At 65.1% G+C, this 23,554-nt stretch carries 29 protein-coding genes; 17 read left to right on the top strand and 12 right to left on the bottom strand.

Annotated features, from left to right (window positions below):
* Positions 1–19: 19 nt before the first annotated feature.
* The 4 genes from AWJ14_RS12305 to dnaQ are packed head-to-tail and all read left to right on the top strand — an operon-like array spanning position 20 to position 2,749.
* Positions 20–613 carry a Maf-like protein gene (locus AWJ14_RS12305; protein ID WP_066179352.1) on the top strand — a complete coding sequence of 198 codons (594 nt, stop codon included), beginning with the start codon at positions 20–22 and terminating at the stop codon, positions 611–613.
* Positions 606–1,454 carry a shikimate dehydrogenase gene (locus AWJ14_RS12300; protein WP_066179349.1) on the top strand — a complete coding sequence of 283 codons (849 nt, stop codon included), beginning with the start codon at positions 606–608 and terminating at the stop codon, positions 1,452–1,454. Before AWJ14_RS12305 ends, AWJ14_RS12300 begins: the two co-directional genes overlap by 8 nt.
* A complete protein-coding gene (gene coaE / locus AWJ14_RS12295) occupies positions 1,451–2,047 on the top strand; it encodes a dephospho-CoA kinase (RefSeq protein ID WP_066179346.1) in 597 nt (198 codons plus the stop codon). The genes AWJ14_RS12300 and coaE overlap by 4 nt, the downstream gene beginning before the upstream one ends.
* Positions 2,048–2,053: 6 nt before the next feature.
* Positions 2,054–2,749: a DNA polymerase III subunit epsilon gene (gene dnaQ, locus AWJ14_RS12290; protein ID WP_066179343.1), complete on the top strand. Its 696-nt coding sequence runs from the start codon at positions 2,054–2,056 to the stop codon at positions 2,747–2,749.
* A 166-nt stretch (positions 2,750–2,915) separates the two neighbouring features.
* Here dnaQ and secB read toward each other — a convergent pair whose 3' ends face one another.
* Together secB and AWJ14_RS12280 are read right to left on the bottom strand one after the other, a co-directional pair.
* The gene (gene secB, locus AWJ14_RS12285) at positions 2,916–3,428 is read right to left on the bottom strand and encodes a protein-export chaperone SecB (protein ID WP_066179341.1); all 513 of its coding nucleotides are present in this window, start codon (positions 3,426–3,428) and stop codon (positions 2,916–2,918) included.
* 82 nt (positions 3,429–3,510) lie between these two features.
* Complete coding sequence (locus AWJ14_RS12280) at positions 3,511–4,071, bottom strand: FxsA family protein (protein WP_066179338.1); 561 nt, start codon at positions 4,069–4,071, stop codon at positions 3,511–3,513.
* Positions 4,072–4,202: 131 nt separating this feature from the next.
* Here AWJ14_RS12280 and AWJ14_RS12275 point away from each other — a divergent pair, with 131 nt between their 5' ends.
* Genes AWJ14_RS12275 through AWJ14_RS12260 form a run of 4 tightly spaced genes read left to right on the top strand, consistent with a single transcriptional unit; the run spans position 4,203 to position 6,946 of the window.
* Complete coding sequence (locus AWJ14_RS12275) at positions 4,203–4,907, top strand: Tim44/TimA family putative adaptor protein (protein WP_066179337.1); 705 nt, start codon at positions 4,203–4,205, stop codon at positions 4,905–4,907.
* Entirely contained in the window at positions 4,907–6,028 is a 1,122-nt protein-coding gene (mltA, locus tag AWJ14_RS12270) for a murein transglycosylase A (protein ID WP_066179335.1), read from the top strand. Before AWJ14_RS12275 ends, mltA begins: the two co-directional genes overlap by 1 nt.
* Positions 6,018–6,569, top strand: a complete 552-nt coding sequence (locus AWJ14_RS12265; RefSeq protein ID WP_066179333.1) for a Smr/MutS family protein — start codon at positions 6,018–6,020, stop codon at positions 6,567–6,569. Before mltA ends, AWJ14_RS12265 begins: the two co-directional genes overlap by 11 nt.
* Complete coding sequence (locus AWJ14_RS12260; RefSeq protein WP_066179331.1) at positions 6,566–6,946, top strand: helix-turn-helix domain-containing protein; 381 nt, start codon at positions 6,566–6,568, stop codon at positions 6,944–6,946. Before AWJ14_RS12265 ends, AWJ14_RS12260 begins: the two co-directional genes overlap by 4 nt.
* An 80-nt stretch (positions 6,947–7,026) precedes the next feature.
* On the opposite strand, the gene AWJ14_RS12255 is transcribed toward AWJ14_RS12260, so the two are convergent.
* The 4 genes from AWJ14_RS12255 to hslV form a co-directional block, all read right to left on the bottom strand.
* Entirely contained in the window at positions 7,027–8,016 is a 990-nt protein-coding gene (locus AWJ14_RS12255) for a DUF1402 family protein (RefSeq protein ID WP_066179328.1), read from the bottom strand.
* 88 nt (positions 8,017–8,104) lie between these two features.
* The gene (gene hslU / locus AWJ14_RS12250; RefSeq protein WP_066179325.1) at positions 8,105–9,412 is read right to left on the bottom strand and encodes an ATP-dependent protease ATPase subunit HslU; all 1,308 of its coding nucleotides are present in this window, start codon (positions 9,410–9,412) and stop codon (positions 8,105–8,107) included.
* 7 nt (positions 9,413–9,419) lie between these two features.
* Complete coding sequence (locus AWJ14_RS12245; protein WP_066179320.1) at positions 9,420–10,586, bottom strand: hypothetical protein; 1,167 nt, start codon at positions 10,584–10,586, stop codon at positions 9,420–9,422.
* A gap of 72 nt (positions 10,587–10,658) precedes the next feature.
* A complete protein-coding gene (gene hslV, locus AWJ14_RS12240; RefSeq protein ID WP_066179317.1) occupies positions 10,659–11,219 on the bottom strand; it encodes an ATP-dependent protease subunit HslV in 561 nt (186 codons plus the stop codon).
* A 190-nt stretch (positions 11,220–11,409) separates the two neighbouring features.
* Between hslV and hisB the strand changes: the two genes are divergently transcribed.
* Genes hisB through hisA form a run of 4 tightly spaced genes read left to right on the top strand, consistent with a single transcriptional unit; the run spans position 11,410 to position 13,915 of the window.
* A complete protein-coding gene (gene hisB, locus AWJ14_RS12235) occupies positions 11,410–12,018 on the top strand; it encodes an imidazoleglycerol-phosphate dehydratase HisB (RefSeq protein ID WP_066179314.1) in 609 nt (202 codons plus the stop codon).
* 36 nt (positions 12,019–12,054) lie between these two features.
* Positions 12,055–12,534, top strand: a complete 480-nt coding sequence (locus AWJ14_RS12230) for a DUF2628 domain-containing protein (RefSeq protein ID WP_066179309.1) — start codon at positions 12,055–12,057, stop codon at positions 12,532–12,534.
* Positions 12,535–12,540: 6 nt separating this feature from the next.
* Complete coding sequence (gene hisH / locus AWJ14_RS12225) at positions 12,541–13,191, top strand: imidazole glycerol phosphate synthase subunit HisH (RefSeq protein WP_066179306.1); 651 nt, start codon at positions 12,541–12,543, stop codon at positions 13,189–13,191.
* 1 nt (position 13,192) lies between these two features.
* Positions 13,193–13,915, top strand: coding sequence for a 1-(5-phosphoribosyl)-5-[(5-phosphoribosylamino)methylideneamino]imidazole-4-carboxamide isomerase (hisA, locus tag AWJ14_RS12220; protein WP_066179303.1), 723 nt, complete (start codon positions 13,193–13,195; stop codon positions 13,913–13,915).
* 170 nt (positions 13,916–14,085) lie between these two features.
* On the opposite strand, the gene AWJ14_RS12215 is transcribed toward hisA, so the two are convergent.
* Entirely contained in the window at positions 14,086–14,829 is a 744-nt protein-coding gene (locus AWJ14_RS12215; RefSeq protein WP_066179301.1) for a DUF3800 domain-containing protein, read from the bottom strand.
* Positions 14,830–14,865: 36 nt separating this feature from the next.
* Here AWJ14_RS12215 and hisF point away from each other — a divergent pair, with 36 nt between their 5' ends.
* From hisF to coaA, 3 genes are read left to right on the top strand one after another with little or no spacing between them, the layout of a single operon-like run.
* On the top strand, positions 14,866–15,642 hold the full coding sequence (gene hisF, locus AWJ14_RS12210; RefSeq protein WP_066179299.1) for an imidazole glycerol phosphate synthase subunit HisF: 777 nt from the start codon (positions 14,866–14,868) through the stop codon (positions 15,640–15,642).
* Positions 15,643–15,684: 42 nt separating this feature from the next.
* The gene (locus AWJ14_RS12205; protein ID WP_066179296.1) at positions 15,685–16,008 is read left to right on the top strand and encodes a phosphoribosyl-ATP diphosphatase; all 324 of its coding nucleotides are present in this window, start codon (positions 15,685–15,687) and stop codon (positions 16,006–16,008) included.
* Between the two features lie 2 nt (positions 16,009–16,010).
* The gene (gene coaA / locus AWJ14_RS12200; RefSeq protein WP_066179293.1) at positions 16,011–16,997 is read left to right on the top strand and encodes a type I pantothenate kinase; all 987 of its coding nucleotides are present in this window, start codon (positions 16,011–16,013) and stop codon (positions 16,995–16,997) included.
* Positions 16,998–17,057: 60 nt separating this feature from the next.
* On the opposite strand, the gene AWJ14_RS12195 is transcribed toward coaA, so the two are convergent.
* The 5 genes from AWJ14_RS12195 to AWJ14_RS12175 form a co-directional block, all read right to left on the bottom strand.
* The gene (locus AWJ14_RS12195; protein ID WP_066179290.1) at positions 17,058–17,666 is read right to left on the bottom strand and encodes an alpha-ketoglutarate-dependent dioxygenase AlkB family protein; all 609 of its coding nucleotides are present in this window, start codon (positions 17,664–17,666) and stop codon (positions 17,058–17,060) included.
* 24 nt (positions 17,667–17,690) lie between these two features.
* Entirely contained in the window at positions 17,691–18,206 is a 516-nt protein-coding gene (gene lysM / locus AWJ14_RS12190) for a peptidoglycan-binding protein LysM (protein WP_066179287.1), read from the bottom strand.
* Positions 18,207–18,285: 79 nt separating this feature from the next.
* Positions 18,286–18,720: an alternative ribosome rescue aminoacyl-tRNA hydrolase ArfB gene (gene arfB, locus AWJ14_RS12185; RefSeq protein WP_066179285.1), complete on the bottom strand. Its 435-nt coding sequence runs from the start codon at positions 18,718–18,720 to the stop codon at positions 18,286–18,288.
* On the bottom strand, positions 18,717–19,394 hold the full coding sequence (locus AWJ14_RS12180) for a nitroreductase family protein (RefSeq protein WP_066179282.1): 678 nt from the start codon (positions 19,392–19,394) through the stop codon (positions 18,717–18,719). The genes arfB and AWJ14_RS12180 overlap by 4 nt, the downstream gene beginning before the upstream one ends.
* Positions 19,395–19,496: 102 nt before the next feature.
* Positions 19,497–21,134: a phosphoenolpyruvate carboxykinase gene (locus AWJ14_RS12175; protein ID WP_066179277.1), complete on the bottom strand. Its 1,638-nt coding sequence runs from the start codon at positions 21,132–21,134 to the stop codon at positions 19,497–19,499.
* 344 nt (positions 21,135–21,478) lie between these two features.
* Between AWJ14_RS12175 and AWJ14_RS12170 the strand changes: the two genes are divergently transcribed.
* Both AWJ14_RS12170 and AWJ14_RS12165 read left to right on the top strand, forming a co-directional pair.
* On the top strand, positions 21,479–22,192 hold the full coding sequence (locus tag AWJ14_RS12170; protein ID WP_066179274.1) for a response regulator transcription factor: 714 nt from the start codon (positions 21,479–21,481) through the stop codon (positions 22,190–22,192).
* Between the two features lie 45 nt (positions 22,193–22,237).
* The coding region (locus AWJ14_RS12165) for a sensor histidine kinase (protein WP_066179271.1) at positions 22,238–23,554 on the top strand (1,317 nt) is incomplete at its 3' end.

The raw sequence follows: 23,554 nt of genomic DNA, 5'->3' as shown, positions 1-23,554 counted from the left end.
CAGCACCCAGGAGAGCCCGATGACGCCGCGCCTTGTGCTTGCTTCGGCAAGTCCGTTCCGGAAAATGTTGCTTGCGAATGCGGGGCTCTCATTCGAGGTCGAGCCGGCCGCGGTCGATGAGCGCGCGATCGAAGACACGCTCGGCGACATGGACGCCGAGGATATCGCCCTGATCCTGGCCGACGCCAAGGCCCATGACGTTTCCGAACGCATGACCGACGCCCTGGTGATCGGGTCGGACCAGACGCTCTCGCTCGATGGCCGGATGCTGCACAAGCCTGCCGACATGGCCGAGGCCCGCCGCCGGCTGCTCGATCTCTCCGGCCGCACCCATGAACTCAACAGCGCCGTGGTGCTGGCGCGAAACGGCGAAACGCTCTGGCGTCACGTCTCGATCGCGCGGCTGACGATGCGCAAGCTCGATCCCGGTTTCATCGGCCGGCATCTGTCCAATGTCGGCGACCGGGCGCTGTCTTCGGTCGGCGCCTACCAGCTCGAAGGCGAAGGCATTCAGCTGTTCGAGCAGATCGAGGGTGACTATTTCACCATTCTGGGCCTGCCGATGCTGCCGCTTCTCGCCGAGCTGCGGGCGCTGGGAGCGATCGATGGATAAGGATGTCCGCCGCGCCTTCGTGATCGGCGATCCGATCGGCCATTCGCGCTCTCCGCTGATCCACCGGTACTGGCTGGAAACTGCCGGCCTGCCGGGCGGCTATGATCCGGTCGCCGTGCGTGCGGTGGAGCTCGAGGGTTTCGTCGCCGCCCTCAAGGACGGCTCATCCGGCTTTTGCGGCGGCAATGCCACCATCCCCCACAAGGAAGCGCTGCTCGGCCTGGTCGATGTCATCGATTCGACCGCAACCGATATCGGCGCGGTCAACACCGTCTGGCTCGAAGACGGCCGTCTCCATGCCACCAACACCGATTCCTACGGATTTGCCGCCAATCTCGACGAAACCGCGCCCGGCTGGGATGGCGCCACCAGCGCGGTGGTGCTCGGTGCCGGCGGTGCGAGTCGGGCGGTTCTGCATGCGCTCCTGGCCCGCGGGGTCGGGAGCATTGTCCTCATCAACCGTACCGTGGCGCGCGCGGAAGCACTCGCCCGGCGCTACGGTCCGCGGGTGACGGCGCACGGGCTCGATGCGCTCCAGGATCTCGTGCAAGGCGCCGGCCTGTTCGTCAACACGAGTTCGCTCGGCATGGGCGGAACCGAGGTGCCGGCGATCGATTTCACCGGCATGGCCCGGGACGCACTCGTGACCGACATCGTCTATGTGCCTCTCGAAACCCCGATCCTGGCGATGGCCCGGGCACAGGGTGTGGCGACTGCCGATGGTCTCGGCATGCTGTTGCACCAGGCGGTTCCGGGTTTCGAGAAATGGTTCGGCATCAGGCCGGAGGTGACACCGGAGCTCCGGAGCCGCGTGATTGCCGACATGGAGGCGCATGCATGATCGTCATTGGCCTGACCGGATCGATCGGCATGGGAAAATCGACCACGGCCGAGATGTTCGAGGCCCTGGGCATTCCGGTCAACAGCGCCGACCAGGTGGTGCACAGCCTCTATGAAGGGGAAGCCGCCCCTCTGATCGAGGCCGCATTTCCCGGGACCGCACCGGACGGCAAGGTGGACCGCGTGCGCCTGTCCGCGCATCTTCTCGGGCATCCGGGTGATTTCCCCCGGCTGGAAGCGATCGTCCATCCGCTGGTCCGCGCGCGCGAAACGGCATTCCTCGAGGAGGCGCGCGCCCGCGGCGCGGCGATGGTGGTGCTCGACATCCCGCTTCTGTTCGAGACCGGCGCCGCCGACCGGGTCGACGTCATCGTCGTCGTCAGCTGCGCGCCGGAAATCCAGCGCGACCGGGTGCTGGCGCGACCGGGCATGACGGCCGAAAAGCTTGATGCTATCCTTGCCCGGCAAACGCCTGATTCCGAAAAGCGAGCCCGTGCCGATTATGTGGTCGACACCGGCCACGGGCTCGAGGCTGCAAGGGAACAGGTCGGTGCCATCGTGGCGGATCTGGCGGCCCGGCAGGAGCGGAACTGAGAGACCATGCGCGAGATCATCTTCGACACGGAAACCACCGGGCTCGACAACCAGGCCGACCGAATCATCGAAATCGGTTGTATCGAGCTCGAAAACCAGTTTCCGACCGGCCGCACGCTGCATCTCTACATCAATGCCGATGGCCGCAAGGTGCACCCCGATGCCTTGGCGGTGCATGGCATCAGCGACGAGTTCCTGGCCGACAAGCCGGTGTTTTCGGCCGTGGCCGACGAGATCGCGGCGTTCTTTGCCGGCGCCCGCTATGTCGCGCACAATGCCAATTTCGACATCGGCTTCCTCAATGCGGAATACAAGCGGGTGGGTCTGCCGCCGGTCGACCCCGAGCTGGTGGTCGATACCCTGGCGCTGGCGCGGCGCCGCCACCCGATGGGACCCAACAGCCTCGATGCCCTGTGCCGCCGCTATGGCATCGACAATGGTCACCGCACCAAGCACGGCGCGCTGCTCGACGCCGAGCTCTTGACCGATGTCTATATCGAGATGCAGGGCGGCCGCCAGGCGGCGCTTGGCCTGTCGGTGGAAGACAGCACTGTCGTCGAGACCCGCTCGACCGACGAGGTGGTCGAGATCGGCCAGCGGCCAGCCCCCCTGCCCGACCGGCTGAGCGTGGGCGAACGCGAGGCCCATGCCGTGCTGGTCGAGCGCATCGGCGCGTCAGCACTTTGGCGCAAACACGGCTGAGCGCGCGGGCCGTCTGAGGCTTCCCGCCAAACCGCAGCCACTTGCCAAAGCGCCGCGTGATTCACGTGAAACACCGAACCGCAGCAGCGGCCACCACAGCGGATGGCGTGAAAAAGGCCGCCCGGGGGCGGCCTTTCGCAAAGTGGCGCCTCGTGCAGACGCGGCGTCAGTTGACCTGGTTGGCCGCGACCTGGGACTTGGTCTTTTCCTCGGCCATGCGCTGCTGGAACATCTGGCCGAAATCGATCGGGTCGATCAACAGCGGCGGGAAGCCGCCATTGCGGGTGGCGTCGGCGATGATCTGGCGGGCGAACGGGAACAAGATGCGCGGGCATTCGATGAACAGCAGCGGCAGCATGTGTTCCTGCGGGAAGTTGGCGACCCGGAAGACGCCGCCATAGACCAGCTCGACATTGAACACCACAGTCTCGCCGGACTTGGCTTCCGCGTTCATCGTCAGCAGCACGTCGAATTCGGTCTCGCTGATCGGGTTGGCGTTGACATTGACATTGATGTTGATGTTCGGCGCCTTTTCGCGCGGACCGAGCGATTTCGGCGCGCCCGGGTTCTCAAACGAGAGATCCTTGATGTACTGCGCCAGCACGTTGAGCGTCGGCGCGGCGCCGCCCTTTGCCTCGGGTGCTGCGGCTGCATCCTTGTTGGTGGTGTTGTCTGCCATGTGGCTCTTCCCTGTGTTTCAGCCGCGATTGCGGGCCATCCGGAAAATTGATCGGGCATGGGCTAGCACTTCGCCGCCCGGCTTACAACCCGTTTGCGCCGTCCCGGTCGCGGCTGTCCGGCGCGGCGCCGGGCTTGCCCAGGCTGTCGCGTTCCCCCGACCAGGGTGAGCGGGGATCGGGGTTGCGGTGGTATTCGTCCTCGTCGAGATCCACCACACCGTCGTCGCCCCTCTTGGGCCCGGCCGGACCACGCGGCCCGGCCGCAAAGCCGGTCGACATGGTCTGCACCACGATCCGGTCCTTGACCAGGCGCCAGACCAGGTCGCGGACGGCCGGCACGAACAGCAGGAAGCCCAGCGTGTCGGTGACGAAGCCGGGGGTCAGAAGCAGCACGCCCGCCACCAGGATCATCACGCCGTGGATGAGATCGCGGCCCGGAACACGGTTCGCACGCAGTTCCGCATTGATCCGGTTGAACAGGCCGATGCCCTGCCACCGCAGCAGGATGCTGCCGAGGACCGCCGTCAGCAGCACCATGCCGAGCGTCGCCCAGACCCCGATCTGCCCGCCGACCACCACGAACGCGGCGATTTCCGCCAGCGGGACCGCCAGCAGCAGAAACGGGATGATGGAGAAACGCATGATATGATATCCGAATCAGGACCGGCCCGCAGGGGCCGCCCGGGTGAAATAGAATGCTGCGCCCCTTTGATTGAGAGGCCTTTGGGCATTATATGCACTCTGACCAATGATGAAATGGAAAGAAGGCGGGAATGGGTTCCTTTGATTTTGTGACGTTCTTCTTTTTTGTGGCTGCGGTGATCATCTTCATCCAGCTTCGGTCCGTGCTCGGCAAGCGGACCGGGAACGAACGCCCGCCGCGCGATCAGGTCGCCCGCCGAGACCAGGTCGCGCCTGCCGATGCGATCGACGATCCGAAGGTCGTCACGCTGCCGCGCCGCGGCCGCGAAACCGCCGACCCCGAGGCCTTTGCCGCCATCGATGCCTATGCACCGCCCGGCAGCGACCTCAACAAGGGCCTGCGCGCCGTGGCCACGGCCGACCCGAGCTTCGATCCCAAGGGCTTCGTCGGCGGCGCCACCACCGCCTACGAGATGATCGTCTCCGCCTTTGCGGAAGGTGACCGCAAGACGTTGAAAAACCTGCTGTCGCGCGAGGTCTTCGATGGTTTCGTGGCCGCGATCGAGGAACGCGAGGCGCGCGGCGAGACCGTGCGCTCCAACTTCGTCGGCATCGAAAAGGCCGCCATCATCCAGGCCGAGATGAAGGGCACGGAAGCCAACATCACGCTGCGCATCGTCAGCCAGCTGATTTCGGCGACGCTCGACAAGACCGGCGAGGTGATCGAAGGCGATCTGGCCGAGGTGACCGATGTCAACGATGTCTGGACCTTTGCCCGCGACACGCGCTCGCGCGATCCGAACTGGCGCCTGATCGCGACGGAAGCCGATCAGTAATGGAACTGCCGCTCCGCCGGGAAGATTTTTCCACCCTTCCCGGCTGGGCGGAAGATCGGCCGGCAGCGGCCTTTGCGGCATTTTGCCGCTCGGCCGAACATGCCCTTCGCGTCGGGCCCTATCGCGCCGGTGGCTGGGGCCTTGGCCATGCCGATTTCGAATCGGCTTACCGCGCGGCGCTGTCTGATCCCGCCCCCGTCTCGGACGAAAGCGCGCGCCTCTTCTTCCAAACCCATTTCCGTCCGGTGGAGATCTGCCCCGATGCGGCGGACGGTCTGATCACGGGCTACTACGAACCGGAAATCGAGGTGCGCGCCCGGCCGGACGCGCGCTTCAGATATCCGTTCCTGCGCAAGCCCGACCGGCTGGTTCCGGTCCCCGATCCCGACAATCCGCCGGGAGATGTTCCCCGTGGCCATGCCTTCATGCTCGAGAACGATGGCGTGCCGGCGCCCTGCCCGGACCGGCAGGCCATCGAGACCGGCGCCTTCGCGCAAGAGAGTCTCGAAATCGCCTGGGCCGCGTCGCGGATCGACGTCTTCTTCGCCCATGTGCAGGGCTGCGCCCGGCTGCGCTATGGCGATGGCCGGGTCACGCGCATCAATTATGCCGCCAAGAGCGGCCATCCCTTCACCGCGATCGGACGCCTGCTCATCGAGCGCGGCGAGGTGCCGGCCGACCGGATTTCCATGGATGCCATCCGCGCCTGGCTCGCCGTCGAGCCCGACCGCGCCGACCGGCTGATGCGGGAAAACCGCTCCTTCATCTTCTTTTCGGAAACCGCGCTTGCCGGGGACGGATCGGGTCCGGTGGGCGCCGGCCGGGTGCCGCTCGAGCCGGGCCGCTCGCTGGCGGTCGATCACCGCATCCACTGCTATGGAAGCCCGGTCTTCGTCCGCGCGTCCGGGCTTGCGGAATTCGATGCGGCGCGGCCCTTCGCGCGGCTGATGATCGCCCAGGACACCGGCACCGCCATCACCGGGCCGGTGCGCGGCGACGTGTTCACGGGATCGGGCGCTGCGGCCGGCGAGCGCGCCGGCTCGCTCAAGGCACCCGCCCGCTTCGTCATGCTCGTGCCCGCGGGCTCCCGGATTGCACGGCAGGCCGGCCATGAGCGCTGACAAGTCCCGGCTGAGCCACGAGGACCGCATCATCTGGGCGCGCGTGGCGCGCACCGTGGAGGCGTTCCCGGGCAAACAGGTCGAGCCCGATGACTGGTTTGCGGTCGAAACGCCGGGTTTGTCGCAGCCCGCCCACGAGCCGCCGCCGCGGCCGGTGCATCCGGCAGGCCCGGGGGCGAAGCCCGCGACCAGGCACGGGCCGCATCCGATCGAGAAACCGGTGATCCGCAAGCTCGCCCGAGGCCGGTTGCCGATCGACGGCCGCATCGACCTGCACGGCCTGACCCAGAGCGAGGCTCACAACCTGCTGTTCGGCTTCCTCGCCCGTGCCCACGAACGCGGCCTCAGGCATGTGCTCGTCATCACTGGCAAGGGCTCCTCGCGCGGAAGCCAGGGCGTGCTCAAGCGGCTGGTGCCCGACTGGCTCGGCAAGCCCGAATTCCGCTTCCTGATTTCGGGTTATGAGGATGCCGCGCGCGCCCATGGAGGCGAAGGCGCGCTCTATATCCGGTTGCGACGGGAGAAGGGGAACCCGAAATGACCCCCTTCGGCGAGGCCGTGCGCCGGCTGCGCGCCGAACGCGGCGTCACCCAGCGCGAGATGGCCAAGGCGCTCGGCGTTTCGCCCGCCTACCTGTCGGCGCTGGAACACGGCAACCGGTCGGAGCCGAGCTGGCAGTTCATCCAGCGCGTGATCGGCTATTTCAACATCATCTGGGACGAGGCCGAGGAATTGCAGAAACTTGCCGGCCTGTCGCGGCCGAGGGTGACGATCGACACCTCGGGCCTGAGCCCGAAGGCAACCGAGATTGCCAACCGGCTCGCGGGCTCGATCGGCCGTCTCGACGAGGCGGCGCTTGAGGAGATCGGCCGGCTGATCGATGGCGCAAGCGGCGGCGAACCCGGCGGCAGCCTGTAAGGCGCGCACCGGCACCGGCCGCGCCGCACGCCGCCGTACGGATCCGCGTCCCTGCCACGGATGGACTTGGGAAAACGGGTTCAGCGCTCGATGATGGCGCGCAGCTCGTCCTCGTGGCTGTTGACCAGCCAGCCGTAATAATTCTCGGAGGGCAGTTTCGGCTTCTGGCCCTGGGCCTTGCGCCGGCGGTTTTCCGCAGCCAGCGCCTCGGCACGGCGAACCGGATTGCCGATATTGTAAAGCGTCGATGTCAGGCCGGGGTTTTTCGAGATGTCGAAGCCCGCGATGTCGCGATAGGCCTCGATGGATTCGACGATCACCGCCGCCATGTAGGCCAGCGTCGAATCGGGATCCATGATCGCCTTGTAGACTTCCGCCGCATTGCCGGCGCTGAGCTTCCTCAGCCGCGAGACCTTGTTGACACGGTCGGTATAGGTGAGTGCGGTCAGCGGGTTGAGCTGGCCCAGTCCGAACGTCTGGCCGGCAAAGAAAGGCTGGAAGAACACCGCACCGAACCGGTCGTCCGGATAGCCATGGCCGGCAATCGTCTTGCCGCGAAAGCTCTTCTCCCAGACCTCCTCGCGGCAGGTCCAGACCGCGGCCGAGCCGGCCTCCTCGTCGCAGCCGGAGAACTCGGGCCGCTTGACGAAATCCACCACCGATTCGCCGTTGTAATCGAACCGGAAGCGCTCGCCGGCATAGGAGACGGCCTTGATGTAATAGGTCTGCAGCCGGTCATAGGCATCGACATTGTAGGTGTGCTCGCCCACCAGCGCGCCGACGATGTGGATCGGGTCGATGCCATATTGCTGCGAGACCTTGACGATCTTGCCCCGGAGCCGGGAATCGTCCGCGATCAGGTCGCGGATACGCTCATATTTGGCGTCGAAACTGGATTTGGTGGCCGCGGTCCGCCGTTTCGACGCGCCGGGGATATCCGGCTGCTTGGCGTTGCGGTTGCCCGGCGGCACCAGGTCCGCTGAAAAAGCCTGCGTCGTCCCGGCAAGGCCCATGGTCAGCGCGACAAGGATCGCGATCACGCCATAGAGCTTGCGGCCGGAAACGATCATGATGTTCTCCAACGGGCGGCGGATGACCGGATCTCGTTGCCGATCAGGCCGCGGGGATTTCCTGCCTCGCGCCCGGGATCATCGCGGATTACAGGATGAATCGCGAGAGATCGGTATTCTGCGCAAGGTCACCAACGTGCTCCCGGACATAGTCCGAATCGATCGTGATTGTCGAGCCCGGCCGGTCCGGCGCGGTGAAAGAAATCTCGTCGAGAACCCGCTCCATCACGGTCTGCAGCCGCCGCGCGCCGATGTTTTCGATCGACGAATTGAGATGCACCGCCACCTCCGCCAGCGCGTCGATGGCATCCTCGGTGAATTCGAGCGTGATGTTCTCGGTCGCCATCAAGGCCACGTATTGCTTGATCAGGCTGGCTTCCGTTTCCGTCAGGATCCGGCGGAAATCGTCCTTGTCGAGCGCGCGCAACTCCACCCGGATCGGCAGGCGGCCCTGAAGTTCCGGCAACAGGTCCGACGGTTTGGAGACATGGAAGGCGCCGGAGGCGATAAACAAGATGTGATCGGTTTTCACCGGGCCGTATTTGGTCGCCACCGTGGTGCCCTCGACCAGCGGCAGCAAATCGCGCTGCACGCCCTCGCGCGAGACGCCGGCGCCCATGCCGCCTTCGCGGGAGGCGATCTTGTCGATCTCGTCGATGAAGACGATGCCGTCGTCCTGCGCCGATTTGAGCGCTTCCTGTTGGATCTGCTCCATGTCGAGCAGCTTGTCGGACTCGTCGTTGAGCAGCGATCCGTAGGAGTCGCGCACCGTCGTTTTGATCTTGCGCGTGCGCCCGCCCATCGCCTTGCCGAACAGGTCGCCGAGATTAAGCACGCCGACATTGGCGCCGGCCATGCCCGGCAGCTCGAACTGCGGCATGCCGGAGGCGGTGTCGGCCACCTCGATTTCGATCTCCTTGTCGTCGAGCTGGCCGTCGCGCAGCTTCTTGCGGAAGGAATCACGGGTGCCCGGCGAAGCGGTATGGCCCACCAGCGCGTCGAGCACGCGTTCCTCGGCATTGAGCCGTGCCTTGGCCTCGACTTCGGCGCGCTTGCGCTCGCGCACCAGCCCGATGCCCACTTCGACGAGGTCGCGGATGATCTGCTCGACGTCCCGGCCGACATAGCCGACCTCGGTGAACTTGGTCGCCTCGACCTTGACGAAAGGCGCGCCCGCCAGCCGCGCGAGCCTGCGCGAGATTTCGGTCTTGCCCACGCCGGTCGGGCCGATCATCAGGATGTTCTTGGGCATCACTTCTTCGCGCAGCAGGCCTTCGAGCTGCTGGCGCCGCCAGCGATTGCGAAGCGCGATCGCGACCGCGCGCTTGGCGTCCTTCTGGCCGATGATGAAGCGGTCGAGCTCGGTGACGGTTTCGCGGGGAGAGAAAGTGCTCATAGGGGGATCATGCCTTTATCGGGGGAAGCCGGTTCAGCACCGATGTGGGGAGAATCGGCCGTATAATCAAGCGCCGGATGCGTTGCCAGCCCGCGCCGAACAGGATCACCACGGCGCCGACCACGATCAGGATCAGGGCGAAAGGCGGGATTCCGGTGGAGTTGGCGGCCCCGTTGACGAGGTAATAGATGCCCACCGATCCGAAATAGGCGAGCGTCGGCGCCAGCAGCGAGCGCCGGTCGATCGCCAGCGCCACCAGCACGAACATCACCATCATCAGGGCAAGCAGCACGCCCGCGGTCACGCCCGGCTCGATCCGGCCCGAGAGCACCTCCTGGCCGGTCGCGAGGATGAACAGCGGATGCACCAGCAACGGCGCCGAGACCACGTGCAGCCAGAAGGCGCAGTCCGACCACACCGTCTGGCGTTCGCGGTCGCGCAGGTCGAGCATCACCGCCACGGCGAAGATGGCGAGCCCGCAGACGAGCGGGACCGCCAGCGCGTTCGACAGCACCTCGGCGAGCTGCTCCGGCGCCGGCGCTGCGGTCGCCCCGCTGACCAGCCGGTCGTGATAGAGCACCACCGCGCCCAGAAATGCCAGACCGGTGGCCGCGATCGCCGCCACCGCCGCGAGCACCGGAACCTTGAAACGCAGGAAATAGAGCGCCGCGGCCGCGATCATGCCGCCGCCGAGCGTGAGCCCGATCGGCCAGGCCTGCGCCCTGAGCGCCAGCAGCGAAAACGCATTGAGCGTTTGCGGCAGCTCGAATGACCGGGCGATGAACGTGACCAGCATCGACAGAACCGCGCCGCTGAAGGCCAGCGCCAGCAGCGTGCTCGACAGCCGCATGCGCTTCTGCCGGGTGACGATTTCGGCGACGATCCAGCTTGCGAGCGCCAGCACCGGTGCGATCGCCAGGCTGTCGGGCGGAAACACCGCGCGCAGCGCGAACAGGGCACCGGAAAACAGAAGCACGATGCCGACGGTGACGAAAATGTCGTTGCCTCCGCCCACCAGCCGCATCTGGTCGTCGACCGACAGCGACGGGGACTCGTCCTCAGGCAACGGACCGGACCCCGCCCCGCCGCGGGCAAGCGCGATCAGCGCATCGCGCTGTCCCGGTTCGAGGATCCCCTGGCGCACCGCGCGGGCGAGCGTCTCGTCATCGATCATATGGGCATCCTGCTCTGGACGGGTCGCTCTGCGCGGCGCGAAATCTGCCGGACTGCGGGTCCGGTGACCGCGTCAGCCGAGATCAAGGGTTTCGATGACGATATTGGTGTTGGTGTAGACGCAGATGTCGCCGGCGATCTCCATCGCCCGGCGCGCGATCTCCTCGGCCGTCTTGTCCGAGTCCATCAACGCCCGCGCGGCGGCATAGGCGTAATTGCCGCCCGAGCCGATCGCCATGGTGCCGTGCTCGGGTTCGAGCACGTCGCCGGTCCCGGTCACGGCCAGCGTCACGGTCTTGTCGGCCACCAGCATCATCGCCTCGAGCCGTCGCAGATACCGGTCGGTGCGCCAGTCCTTGGCAAGCTCCACGGCGGCGCGCGTGAGCTGGTCGGGATATTGCTCGAGCTTGGCTTCGAGCCGCTCGAGCAGGGTGAAGGCGTCGGCGGTGGCGCCGGCAAAGCCCGCGATCACGCGGTTGTCCTTGCCGATGCGGCGGACCTTGCGCGCATTGCCCTTCATCACCGTCTGGCCGAGGCTGACCTGGCCGTCGCCGGCCATGACCACCTGATTGCCCTTGCGCACGGTGATGATCGTGGTCGCATGCATGGGTCCAAAGGGATTGTGCTCGCCCATCGGGCTTCCTTTCCTTCCAGCGGGCCGAGGCCGGCACCGCATGTCTGTTCGCGTCTGGCCATATGTAAGCGCCCCCGGCGCGATTGCAAACCGGGCCGCCGGACCCATCGCCGCAATGCAGCACAGCCGTCTGGATATTTGCCCAGCGGACTGGTAATGAGCCCGCCAGAGCCTTGCCTGGAGAGCCCGGATGCCACAGACCCAATCCTCGCGCGCCGCTTCGGTCGCCCGCAAGACCAACGAAACCGATATTTCCGTGTCGCTGTCGGTCGATGGCACCGGCACGGGCTCGATTTCCACCGGCATCGGCTTTTTCGATCACATGCTCGAGCAGCTTAGCCGGCATTCGCTGATCGACATGGACATCAAGGCCAAGGGCGATCTGCATATCGACGACCACCACACCGTCGAGGACACGGGCATTGCCATCGGCCAGGCGCTTGCCAAGGCGCTTGGCGACCGCAAAGGCATAAACAGATATGCCTCACTCGATCTCGCCATGGACGAGACGCTGACGCGCGCGGCGATCGACATCTCCGGCCGGCCGTTCCTGGTCTGGGACGTCACCTTTACCGCGCCGAAGATCGGCTCCTTCGACACCGAGCTGGTGCGCGAATTCTTCCAGGCGCTGTCCCAGCATGGCGGCATCACGCTGCATGTCGCCAATCTCTACGGCGCCAACAGCCACCACATTGCCGAGACCTGTTTCAAGGCCGTGGCGCGGGTGCTGCGCACCGCCTGCGAGGTCGATCCGCGCCAGAAGGACCGGATTCCCTCGACCAAGGGATCGCTCGCCTGACCTGCCACGCGGGTTCTGACCGAACGGAGAAAGCTGATGAGCGCATATCTGGTACTGGCCAGCCCCGGGTCGCAAATCCCTGACGATCGCGCGGTGGTGCTGGAGGACGGGTTTGCGTGGTTGGCCTTCGTCGCGCCGGTGATCTGGCTCGCCGTCAACCGGCTCTGGCTCGCGGCGCTGGTCGCCGCACTGCTGACGCTCAGTGCGTTTGCGCTGGCCGGCAGCTATGCCCAACCCGCCCTGGCGCTCGCCGTCCTTCTGGCGATCAGGGTGCTTGCGGGGCTTGAAGGCCGGAACTGGCGCGCGGCCGCACTCGAATGTCGCGGATGGCGGCTGGTGGATCTGGCGGAAGCCGAGGATCCGATGACCGCATTCGAGATCCACGCCGCACGGGTCGCCGCCGCCGCATCGCCGGCCCCTTCCCTCGGCCGCGCCCCGAAATTCCCGCAGGCGACGGATCGCATGGCGGATGCGCATTCCGGCTCCATCGGGCTCGTGCCGGTCGAAAGGACGTAAAACACCATGCAGGTCGTCATTGTCGATTACGGATCGGGCAATCTTCGCTCCGCGCTCAAGGCCTTCGAGCGCGCGGCGCGCGAATCGGGCGTGGCCGCCGACATTGCGCTCAGCGCCGATGCCGACCGGGTGGCGGCGGCCGACCGGATCGTGCTGCCGGGCGTGGGCGCCTATGCCGATTGCCGCGCGGGCCTCGATGCCATCGACGGCATGCACCAGGCGCTGCGCCACGCGGTCGAGGACAAGGCGCGACCCTTTCTCGGCATCTGCGTCGGCATGCAGCTGATGTCGAGCCGCGGGCTCGAGAAGACCGTGAGCCGGGGCTTTGACTGGATCTCCGGCGATGTCGCCGAAATCCAGCCCTCGAATCCGGCTTTGAAAATCCCCCAGATCGCCTGGAACACGCTCGATCTCAAGCGACCACATCCGCTGTTCGAGGGCATTCCGACGGGCCCCGATGGTCTGCATGCCTATTTTGTCCATTCCTATCATTTGGCGGCTAACAATCCTGGCGACGTGCTCGCGACCACCGATTACGGCGGGACCGTGACGGCCGCCGTTGTCCATGAAAACCGGGCCGGCACCCAGTTCCACCCGGAAAAGAGCCAGACGTTGGGTCTGGCCCTGATCGCCAATTTCCTCGGATGGAAGCCGTAACATGATCCTGTTTCCCGCAATCGACCTCAAGGACGGCCAGTGCGTCCGGCTCAAGCTCGGCGAGATGGACACGGCCACCGTCTACAACGAGGACCCGGCGGCCCAGGCCCGCGCCTTCGAGGCGCAAGGCTTCGAATGGCTGCATGTGGTGGATCTGAACGGCGCCTTCGAAGGCCAGTCGGTCAACGGCGCCGCGGTCGAGGCCATTCTCAAGGCCACGACCAACCCGGTGCAGCTCGGCGGCGGCATCCGATCGCTCGCCCATATCGAAAACTGGCTCGACAAGGGGCTCGCCCGCGTGATCCTCGGCACGGTTGCGGTGCGCGATCCCGATTTGGTGCGCGAGGCCTGCCGGTTGTTCCCGGGCCGCGTCGCCGTCGGCATCGACGCCAAGGGCGGCAAGGTTGCCGTCGAGGGCTGGGCCGAGGCCTCCGAACTCGGCGTCATCGAGCTCGCCCGCCGTTTCGAGGGCGCTGGCGTGGCCGCGATCGTCTATACCGATATCGACCGCGACGGCGTGCTGACCGGCATCAACTGGGAATCGACCATCGAACTCGCCGATGCGGTGTCGATTCCGGTGATCGCCTCGGGTGGCCTCGCCTCGATCGCCGATATCGTGCGCCTGAAGATGCCCGACGCCGCCCGCCTCGAAGGCGCGATCTCCGGCCGCGCCCTCTATGACGGCCGCATCGACCCCGCCGAGGCGCTGGCAATTCTGAAATAGGTGGCTGGATCAATTGGGCCTGAATTGCCGAATCAAATGAGTCAGTTAGAGCCACGTGGCTAAACAATTGACTTATATTGACATTTCCGCAGTCATCGACTATATTCCACCCAAATGGATTGGGGGTTCCCGGTCGGCGTCTGGCCTCGGAGTAGTCCGAGGCCTTTCGCTTATTTGGGATTGTAGATTCCCCTGCTGGGCCGTGAGAACCGGTTGGAACCGTAAATCTTGCGCTGGATCTTGGCATAGGCGCGGTTGGCCTGGTCCGGTCGAAAAACCCTCAATCCCAAAGGACGAGCGGTAAGATCGGCGATCTGCATGCCCGTGGAATTTGTCTTCTTGTCCGCAAGGCGAATGAAGAAGCTTGAGAACGGCTCTCGGAGTTCGTTTTCCCCGGCCACGATGCGGCGAAATTCAAGTTCGAGCGCTCTATCTTCGGCCGCCCCTCGCTTTTCAAATATGAAATAGGTTCTCTTCTCGGACTGCCGTCTTCGCTTCAGAAACAGATAGACGTGCTGCAGAGCTATTCTCAGGCATATGGAGTAGGGGTTTTCCGGAAAGAAATCCGTTTTCAATTCCTGTTTGTGAATGACGGTCGCGAAGATCGTGAAGGGGCTCGTCTCCAGACAGGTGTTGAGATCCGCGAGGAAGTTTTCTCTCCGCACTTGATCGATCAGGATTGCAAAATCACCTTTCTGTTTCCGGATCTCGTGTTCGTGGAGCACAATCGAGTCGTGGCCAAAATACCGGAATTTGAATCTCTGGAAATTCGGGACCACGCGGGAACAATAGGTTTCCTTTTTGAAGCCGCATAAAGCCAGTGCAAAAACTGGATATTTGATGTCGACAGAGGTAAGGGAGTGGTCACCGCTCTCATCGGCGTAAAAAATGAAGCTCCCATTGTCATGGTCCATCCCGCGGGCCTCCTGCTACCTGAAGATGCAACATTAATGACCCTGAAATCCCGCGTCATCCCCTGTCTCGACGTCAAGGACGGACGTGTCGTCAAGGGCGTCAATTTTGTCGACCTGATCGACGCCGGCGACCCGGTGGAGGCGGCGAAGGCCTATGATGCGGCCGGGGCCGACGAGCTCTGCTTTCTCGACATCACCGCGTCGTCGGACAACCGCGAGACCATTTATGACGTGGTGGCGCAGACCGCCGAGCATTGCTTCATGCCGCTGACGGTCGGCGGCGGGGTGCGCGCGGTCGGCGACATCCGCAAGCTTTTGCTGGCGGGCGCCGACAAGGTCTCGATCAACACGGCGGCAGTGAAGACACCGGAATTCGTGGCCGAGGCCGCCGACAAGTTCGGCAACCAGTGCATCGTCGTGGCGATCGACGCCAAGAAGGTGTCGGGCCCGGGCGAGGCCGACCGCTGGGAGATCTTCACCCATGGCGGCCGCACGCCGACCGGCATCGAGGCGATCGGGTTTGCGCAGAAGGTGGTCGATCTCGGCGCCGGCGAAATCCTGCTTACCTCGATGGACCGGGATGGCACCAAGGCGGGCTATGACATCGCGCTCACACGCGCGATCGCCGACGCGGTGCGCGTGCCGGTGATCGCCTCGGGCGGCGTCGGCACGCTCGACCACCTGGTCGAAGGCATCCGCGACGGCCATGCCACGGCCGTTCTCGCGGCCTCGATTTTCCACTTTGGAACCTATACGATCCTGGAAGCCAAGCAGTATATGGCCGATGCCGGGCTTCAGATGCGGATGGCCTGACGAAGCCGTGCCGGGGACCGACTTTTGGGAGATGCCAACGCCATGACACGCTTCACCCTCGCCGATCTCGAGCGGATCGTCGCCAGCCGTGCCTCGGCCGATCCTCAAGGCTCCTGGACCGCGAAACTGGTCCAGGCCGGCATGCCGAAGGCCGCCAAGAAGCTCGGCGAGGAGGCGGTCGAAACGGTGATTGCCGCCACCTCCCAGTCGCGCGCCGAGCTGGTCGGCGAAACCGCCGATCTGCTCTATCACCTGATGGTGGTGCTGAAGATCGCCGATGTCCCCCTGTCCGAGGTGATGGACGTCCTGGAGGGCCGGACCGCGCAGTCGGGCCTTGCCGAGAAGGCCGGGCGCAAGGCGGAGTAGCCATGGACCAGACCGAGACCCAGCCCCGCGTGCCGGACCATTTTACCGGCGACGACTTTTCCCCCTTCCGGTTCTTCACCGCCGAGCAATGGGCGGCGTTCCGCGCCGACACGCCGCTGACGCTGACCGAGGACGAGGTCCGGCGGCTGCGTTCGCTCAACGACCCGGTCGATCTCGACGAAATCCGCCGGATCTATCTCTCGCTGTCGCGGCTCTTGTCCTCCCATGTCGAGTCCTCGCAGCTGCTGTTCAAGCAGCGCAAGCAGTTCCTGAGCCTGTCGAATGTGGCCAAGACCCCCTTCATCATCGGCATTGCCGGCTCGGTTGCGGTCGGCAAGTCGACCACCGCGCGCGTGCTGACCGAGCTGCTCAAGCGCTGGCCTTCGAGCCCGAAGGTGGACCTGATCACCACCGACGGCTTTCTCTATCCCAACGAGGTGCTCAGGCGCGAAAACCTGATGGACCGCAAGGGCTTCCCCGAAAGCTACGATGTCGCCTCGGTGCTGCGTTTCCTCTCGGACATCAAGGCCGGCCAGCCCAATGTGCGCGCGCCGTGCTATTCGCACCTGACCTATGACGTGCTGCCTGGCGAATATATCTATATCGACCGGCCCGACATCCTGATCTTCGAAGGCATCAACGTGCTACAGGTGCGCGACCTGCCCGAAGACGGCAAGATCGTCCCCTTCGTCTCCGACTTCTTCGATTTCTCGATCTATATCGACGCCGACGAAGCCGACATCCACAAATGGTATGTCGACCGCTTCATGAATCTCAGGCAGACCGCCTTCCAGAAGCCCGAGTCCTTCTTCCACCGCTATGCCGCGATCAACGAGACCGCGGCGCTCGCGATCGCCGAGAACCTGTGGGAGACGATCAACTTGAAGAACCTCAAGCAGAACATCCTGCCCACGCGGCCGCGCGCGGACCTGATCCTGCGCAAGGGGCCCAATCACCTCATCGAACAGGTGGCGCTGCGCAAGCTCTGAGCGCAGACTCGGGGTATGGTGCCATGGCAGGACGCCGCCGCGTGATTCCGGGTAACCGGCTCAGGCGGTCACGCGCCTGAGGGTGAGGTTGATGCGGCCGCCATCTCGGAGCAGGGCCGAGGTGGTCGGATAGATCCGGTCGACGCCGTGAAAGAGAAGCCGGCTCGGCCCGCCAAGCACGACGATATCGCCGCTTTCGAGCCGGAACGAGCGGGTCGGCTGACCGCGCTCGGTGCCGCCGATGCGGAACAGGCAGGCGTCCCCCAGCGACACCGACAGCACCGGTGCGGTCAGATCCTGCTCGTCGCGGTCCTGGTGCAGCCCCATCTTGGCCGTAACATCGTAGAAATTGACGAGGCAGGCCTGCGGCGGCCTCGCCTCCGGGCAGAATTCCCGCCACAGATCCATCAGCATGTCGGGGATCGGCGGCCAGGGCTCGCCCGTCACCGGATGGTGCGGCTGATAGCGGTAGCCGGCCCGGTCCGTCACCCAGCCGAGTTCCCCGCAATTGGTCATGCGCACGCTCAGCGGCTTGCCGGTGCGCGGCATTTCCGGGCGGTAGAACGGCGCCTGCGCCACCACGCCGCGGATGGCGTCGACCAGCCGCTCCTGTGCTGCCCGGTCGAGATGGCCGGGGATATGGCGCAGCCCCTTGGGCAGGACGAGCATCGGCTGGCTTTCGGGAACGGGGTCTCAGGCGGTTTCGAGATCCGGGATCCGGAGCACCTGGCCCGGATAGATCTTGTCGGGGTCCGACAGCATCGGCTTGTTGGCCTCGAAGATCACCGTGTATTTCGCGCCCTTGCCCTTGCCATAGGCGGCCTCGGCGACCTTCCACAGATTGTCGCCCTTCTTGACGGTGTGAAACCGCGGCGCCTTGGCCGGCGTGGAGGCCTTGACCAGTTCGGTCATGTCGGTCGTGCCAAGGGAAAGCCCGGACTCGGGCACCACCACCTTGAGATCGGCCGCTTCCACCTTGGAGATCCCGAGCGTGTTGCCGACCGCGACGATGGCCTTTTCGAAGATCGACTGATCCTCGACCACGCCCGAGAGCACCACCTTGTCACCGTCCACCTTGACGTCGACCTTGTCGGTGCCGAGCTTGAAGCTGTCCAGTTCCTTCTTGACCGAGTCCGCATCCGGCGCGTCGTCGTCGCCGCCGAGCCCGAGCTTCTTTCCGGCCGATTTGATGAAGTCGAAGATTCCCATATGCAGTCGCCTCCTCGCGTGAACTGAGCGGACTTAAGCACGCCGTGACGGGGTCTGCCAATACGCGCCGTGTCGGGAATTACTCATCGGTCACCTTGCCGCGCGCCTTCTTGATGATGGCGCGGCCGGATTTGGCCGCCAGCCGGCGCTCGATCGATCCGCGTGTCGGCTTGGTCTTGCGCCGCGGTGGCGGTGGCGGTTCCGAGGCGCGGTCGATCAGCTCGACCAGCCGTTCCCGCGCATCGACGCGGTTGCGCTCCTGGGTGCGGAAGCGGTTGGCCTCGAGGATAAGGACCCCCTCCTTGGAGACGCGGCTGCCGCCAAGGCGGAGGGCATTGGTCTTGACCCGTTCGGGCAGCGACGGCGAATTGCGGATGTCGAACCGGAGCTGCACGGCGGTCGCGACCTTGTTGACGTTCTGTCCGCCCGGCCCGGAGGCGCGGATGAAGCTCTCGTCCAGCTCCCAGCCGGCAATGACGATGCCGCGGGCGGCGTAAAGCGGCAGCGCGCTCATGGTGCCCTCTTCCAGACCAGGATCTCGTCCTCGCTCTTGCGGCTGATCGCAGGCACGGTCGCATCGGCGGCCGGATGGCCGGCCACCAGCAACAGAAGCGGCCGCTCATTGTCCGGCCGTGCGCAGATCCGGTTGAGAAAGCCCATCGGCGAGGGCGTATGCGTGAGCGTGGCCAGTCCCGCCGCATGCAGGCTCGCGATCATAAGCCCGATGGCGATGGAGACCGATTCCGGGACATAGTAATGCTTGATCTTGCGGCCCTCTGCATCGGTGCCCCAGCGCTGTGCAAAGACGGCGATCAACCAGGGTGCGGTTTCCAGGAACGGCTTCTGCCAGTCCGTCCCGAGAGGACTGAGCGCCCCGAGCCACTCCGCGCCGGCGCGGCCGCCGTAAAAGGTGCGCTCCTCTTCCTCCGCGGCAAGCCGGATCGCCCGCTTGGTGTCGGGGTCGTCGATGGCGACGAAGCTCCAGGGCTGCTGGTTGGCGCCCGACGGCGCCGTACCCGCAGTGCGGACCGCCAGACGGATGAGTTCGGGGTCGACCGGGTCGGGGGAGAAATCCCGCACCGTGCGGCGCGCCTGCATCAGCGCGAAAAACCGCCGGGCCTCGGCGAGCATTTCCGTCTCGGACTTGCGCGCCAGCGAAAGCGGGACAGTCTTGGCGGCCTCTGCCATGGCGCTCATCTCCTGCATGCGGTGTGACCGGCAGAAAATGCGCGACCGGCCCCGTCGGGTCAACGGGGCCGGTCGGAGAATGCGTGCCTGAGGGCGATCGCGTCAGGCGGCTGCGGTCTTGAGTCCGGGCGCGGCTTCCAGCACCGCCGCATCGACATGTGCCTCGAACTTGGCGAAATTCTCGATGAACATGCTGACCAGATGGGTGGCCGAGGCGTCATAGGCGGCCGCGTCCGTCCAGGTCGACCGCGGATCGAGAATGGCGTCGTCGATGCCTTCGACCGATACCGGAACGGCAAAGCCGAAATTCGGGTCGGCGCGGAAATCCACGTTCTGGAGCGAGCCGTCGAGGGCGGCCGACAGAAGCGTGCGGGTCACCTTGATCGGCATGCGCCTGCCCTGGCCATAGGCACCGCCGGTCCAGCCGGTGTTGACGAGCCAGCAATTGACCTGGTGGTCGTGGATGAGCTTGCGCAGCAGGTCGCCATATTCCGACGGATGGCGCGGCATGAACGGTGCACCGAAGCAGGTGGAGAATGTGGCTTCGGGTTCGGTGACGCCCTTCTCGGTTCCGGCCACCTTGGCGGTGTAGCCCGACAGGAAGTGGTACATCGCCTGTTCCGGCGACAGCTTGGCGATCGGCGGCATCACCCCGAACGCGTCCGCCGTCAGCATGATGATGCTTTTCGGATGGCCCGCGAGCCCTGTTGCGCTGGCATTGGGGATGAAATGTAGCGGATAGGCGCAGCGGGTGTTTTCGGTGAGCGATCCGTCGTCGAAATCGGGATTGCGCCGGTCGTCCAGCACCACATTTTCGAGCACCGTGCCGAAACGCTGGGTGGTTGCGTAGATTTCGGGCTCGGCCTCGGCTGACAGGCGGATGGTCTTGGCGTAGCAGCCGCCTTCGAAGTTGAAGACGCCGTTCTTGCCCCAGCCATGCTCGTCGTCGCCGATCAGCGTGCGCTTGGGGTCGGCCGACAGCGTGGTCTTGCCGGTGCCCGACAGGCCGAAAAAGATCGCCGTGTCGTCCTCGGTCCCGACATTGGCCGAGCAGTGCATCGGCATCACGCCTTCGGGCGGGAGCTTGTAGTTGAGCGCGGTGAACACCGATTTCTTGATTTCGCCGGCATAGGAGGTGCCGCCGATCAGCACCAGGCCCTTCACGAAATTGACGGCGATCACCGTCTCGGTGCGGCAGCCGTGGCGCGCCGGATCGGCGCGGAACGACGGCAGGTTGAGAATGGTCAACTCGGGCGTGAAGCTTTCGAGCGCCGCCTGCTCCGGGCGGATGAGCATGTTGCGGATAAACAGGGCATGCCAGGCATAGGCCGTCACGATCCGGGCGTTGAGCGCATAATGCTGGTCGGCGCCGCCGACCAGGTCCTGCACGAACAGATCCTTGTCCTGGGCGTGGGCCAGCATGTCGGCATGCAGCACGTCGAAAGCCTCGTCATGCAGCACGTCGAACGCCTCCGGCGTCATGGCGTTGTTGTTGTCCCACCAGATCTTGTCTTGGGTCGTCGCGTCGCAGACGATGAACTTGTCCTTGGCGGAGCGGCCGGTGTGCTGTCCGGTGAGCGCCCTCAATGCGCCCTGCGCCGTCAGGCAGGCTTCGCCGCGCGTCACGGCGAGTTCGACCAGCTCAGCCTCGCAGGTGTTGTAGCGCACCACGCCGCTGGTGCTGAGGCCGCTCTGGCCGATGGCGGACGAAGGATTGAATACTCCCAAATCCTTGCTCATTTCGGATTCCTTTTCCTGTGAGGCATGCCGGATCAATAGACCCGGACCATAGGGGCGTGCCCATCAAAAAACAACAAGCCATTCGTCGATAAATTAATGAAATCAAATAAATAATCGATTTAAAGAATGGGACGCCCCATTCAATCGGTTCAACTGGCGGCTGCACTTTGCCGCCCCCGCCACGGGGGGAATGACACAGGCCGCGATCTGTGCCACATTTTGTTCTCACTTTATCCCCATGGACGTGGCGGTGGGACCCGGCGATGGCGCGACTGTGCGATCGCGCCGGGAGAAGTGGGGGCACTTCCGAGAGGTGCTTGAAGGCCATGATGGAGACGACAGACATGCAGACAATCGCGCTCGTCGACGACGACCGCAACATCCTTACCTCGGTTTCGATCGCACTCGAAGCCGAAGGGTATCGTGTTGAGACCTACACCGATGGCGCCTCCGCCCTGGATGGTTTGCTGGCACGTCCGCCGCAACTTGCCATTTTCGACATCAAGATGCCGCGCATGGACGGCATGGAGCTGTTGCGCCGGCTGCGCCAGAAATCCGACATTCCGGTGATCTTCCTGACGTCGAAGGACGAGGAGATCGATGAGCTGTTCGGCCTGAAGATGGGTGCCGACGATTTCATCACCAAGCCGTTCTCGCAACGGCTGCTGGTCGAGCGGGTCAAGGCGGTGCTGCGCCGTGCCGCCAACCGCGAGGCGGCCGCATCGCCCGGACGCGCGACCGCCGCGCCCACCAAGTCGCTCGAACGCGGCAATCTGGTGATGGACCAGGAGCGCCACACCTGCACCTGGAAGAACGAGCCGGTGACCTTGACCGTGACCGAATTCCTGATCCTGCAGTCGCTGGCGCAGCGGCCCGGCGTGGTCAAAAGCCGCGACGCGCTGATGGATGCCGCCTATGACGAACAGGTCTATGTCGACGACCGCACCATCGACAGCCACATCAAGCGGCTGCGCAAGAAGTTCAAGATGGTGGACGACGATTTCGACATGATCGAAACGCTATACGGAGTGGGTTACCGGTTCAGGGAAATGGCATGACCCTGCGTGTCCGCCCTGCTTCGGGGTTGAGGTGGCGATAGCGACATGAGCGCTGAGGACATCGATGAGACGGGGCGGGACGAGCCCGCACCCGTTTCGCGCCGGGCCAGAGGCTGGATTCATCCGGTGACGCTGGTGCGCCGGATCTTCGGCCATCTGATCTTTTCGAGCCTGACCCGGCGCATCCTGTTTCTCAACCTGGCGGCGCTGATCGTCCTGGTCTCGGGGATCATGTATCTCAACCAGTTCCGCGAAGGCCTGATCGACGCCCGCGTCGAAAGCCTTCTGACCCAGGGCGAGATCATCGCCGGCGCGGTTGCGGCCTCGGCCTCGGTCGATACCAACTCGATCACCATCGATCCCGAGAAACTGCTCGAACTGCAGGCCGGGCAGAGCATTTCGCCGACCAGTTCCAACGAGAACCTCGATTTTCCGATCAATCCCGAGCGTGTCGCCCCGGTGCTGCGGCGGCTGATCTCGCCGACCCGGACGCGGGCGCGCATCTATGACGGCGATGCCAGCCTGATTCTCGATTCGCGCTATCTCTATTCGAGCGGCCAGGTGCTGCGCTACGAGCTGCCGCCCGCCGACGCCGGCGCGACCGGCATCGCCGAGACGGTCGGAACCTGGTTCAACCGGTTCTTCCAGCGCCGCGACCTGCCGCTTTACCGCGAGCCGCCGGGCGCGGACGGATCGATCTATCCCGAGGTGATGAACGCGCTCACCGGCGGCCGCGGCGCGGTGGTGCGGGTCACCGAAAAGGGCGAGCTGATCGTCTCCGTGGCGGTTCCGGTGCAGCGCTTCCGCGCGGTTCTGGGCGTGCTGTTGCTCTCCACCCAGGCCGGCGACATCGACAAGATCGTCCATGCCGAACGGATGGCGATCTTCCGGGTGTTCGGCGTCGCCGCCATGGTCACGATCGTTTTGTCGTTGCTGCTCGCCAGCACCATCGCCACCCCGCTCAGGCGGCTGTCGGCGGCGGCGGTGCGGGTGCGCCGCGGCGTGCATGCGCGCGAGGAAATTCCGGACTTCTCCGAGCGCCAGGACGAGATCGGCAACCTGTCGGTGGCGCTGCGCGACATGACCAACGCGCTCTATGACCGCATCGCCGCGATCGAAAGTTTTGCCGCCGATGTCAGCCACGAGCTCAAGAACCCGCTCACCTCCCTGCGAAGCGCGGTCGAAACCCTGCCGCTGGCCCGCAACGAGCAGTCCCGCAAACGGCTGATGGACGTGATCCAGCACGATGTGCGGCGCATGGACCGGCTGATCAGCGACATTTCCGACGCCTCGCGGCTCGATGCGGAACTCGCGCGCCAGGACGGTGTCGAGGTCGACCTGCAGAAACTCCTGACCGACCTC

The organism is Parahoeflea olei (assembly GCF_001703635.1).
Classification (GTDB): Bacteria; Pseudomonadota; Alphaproteobacteria; order Rhizobiales; family Rhizobiaceae; genus Hoeflea; species Hoeflea olei.
This window is presented reverse-complemented; position numbering and strand designations above follow the sequence as displayed.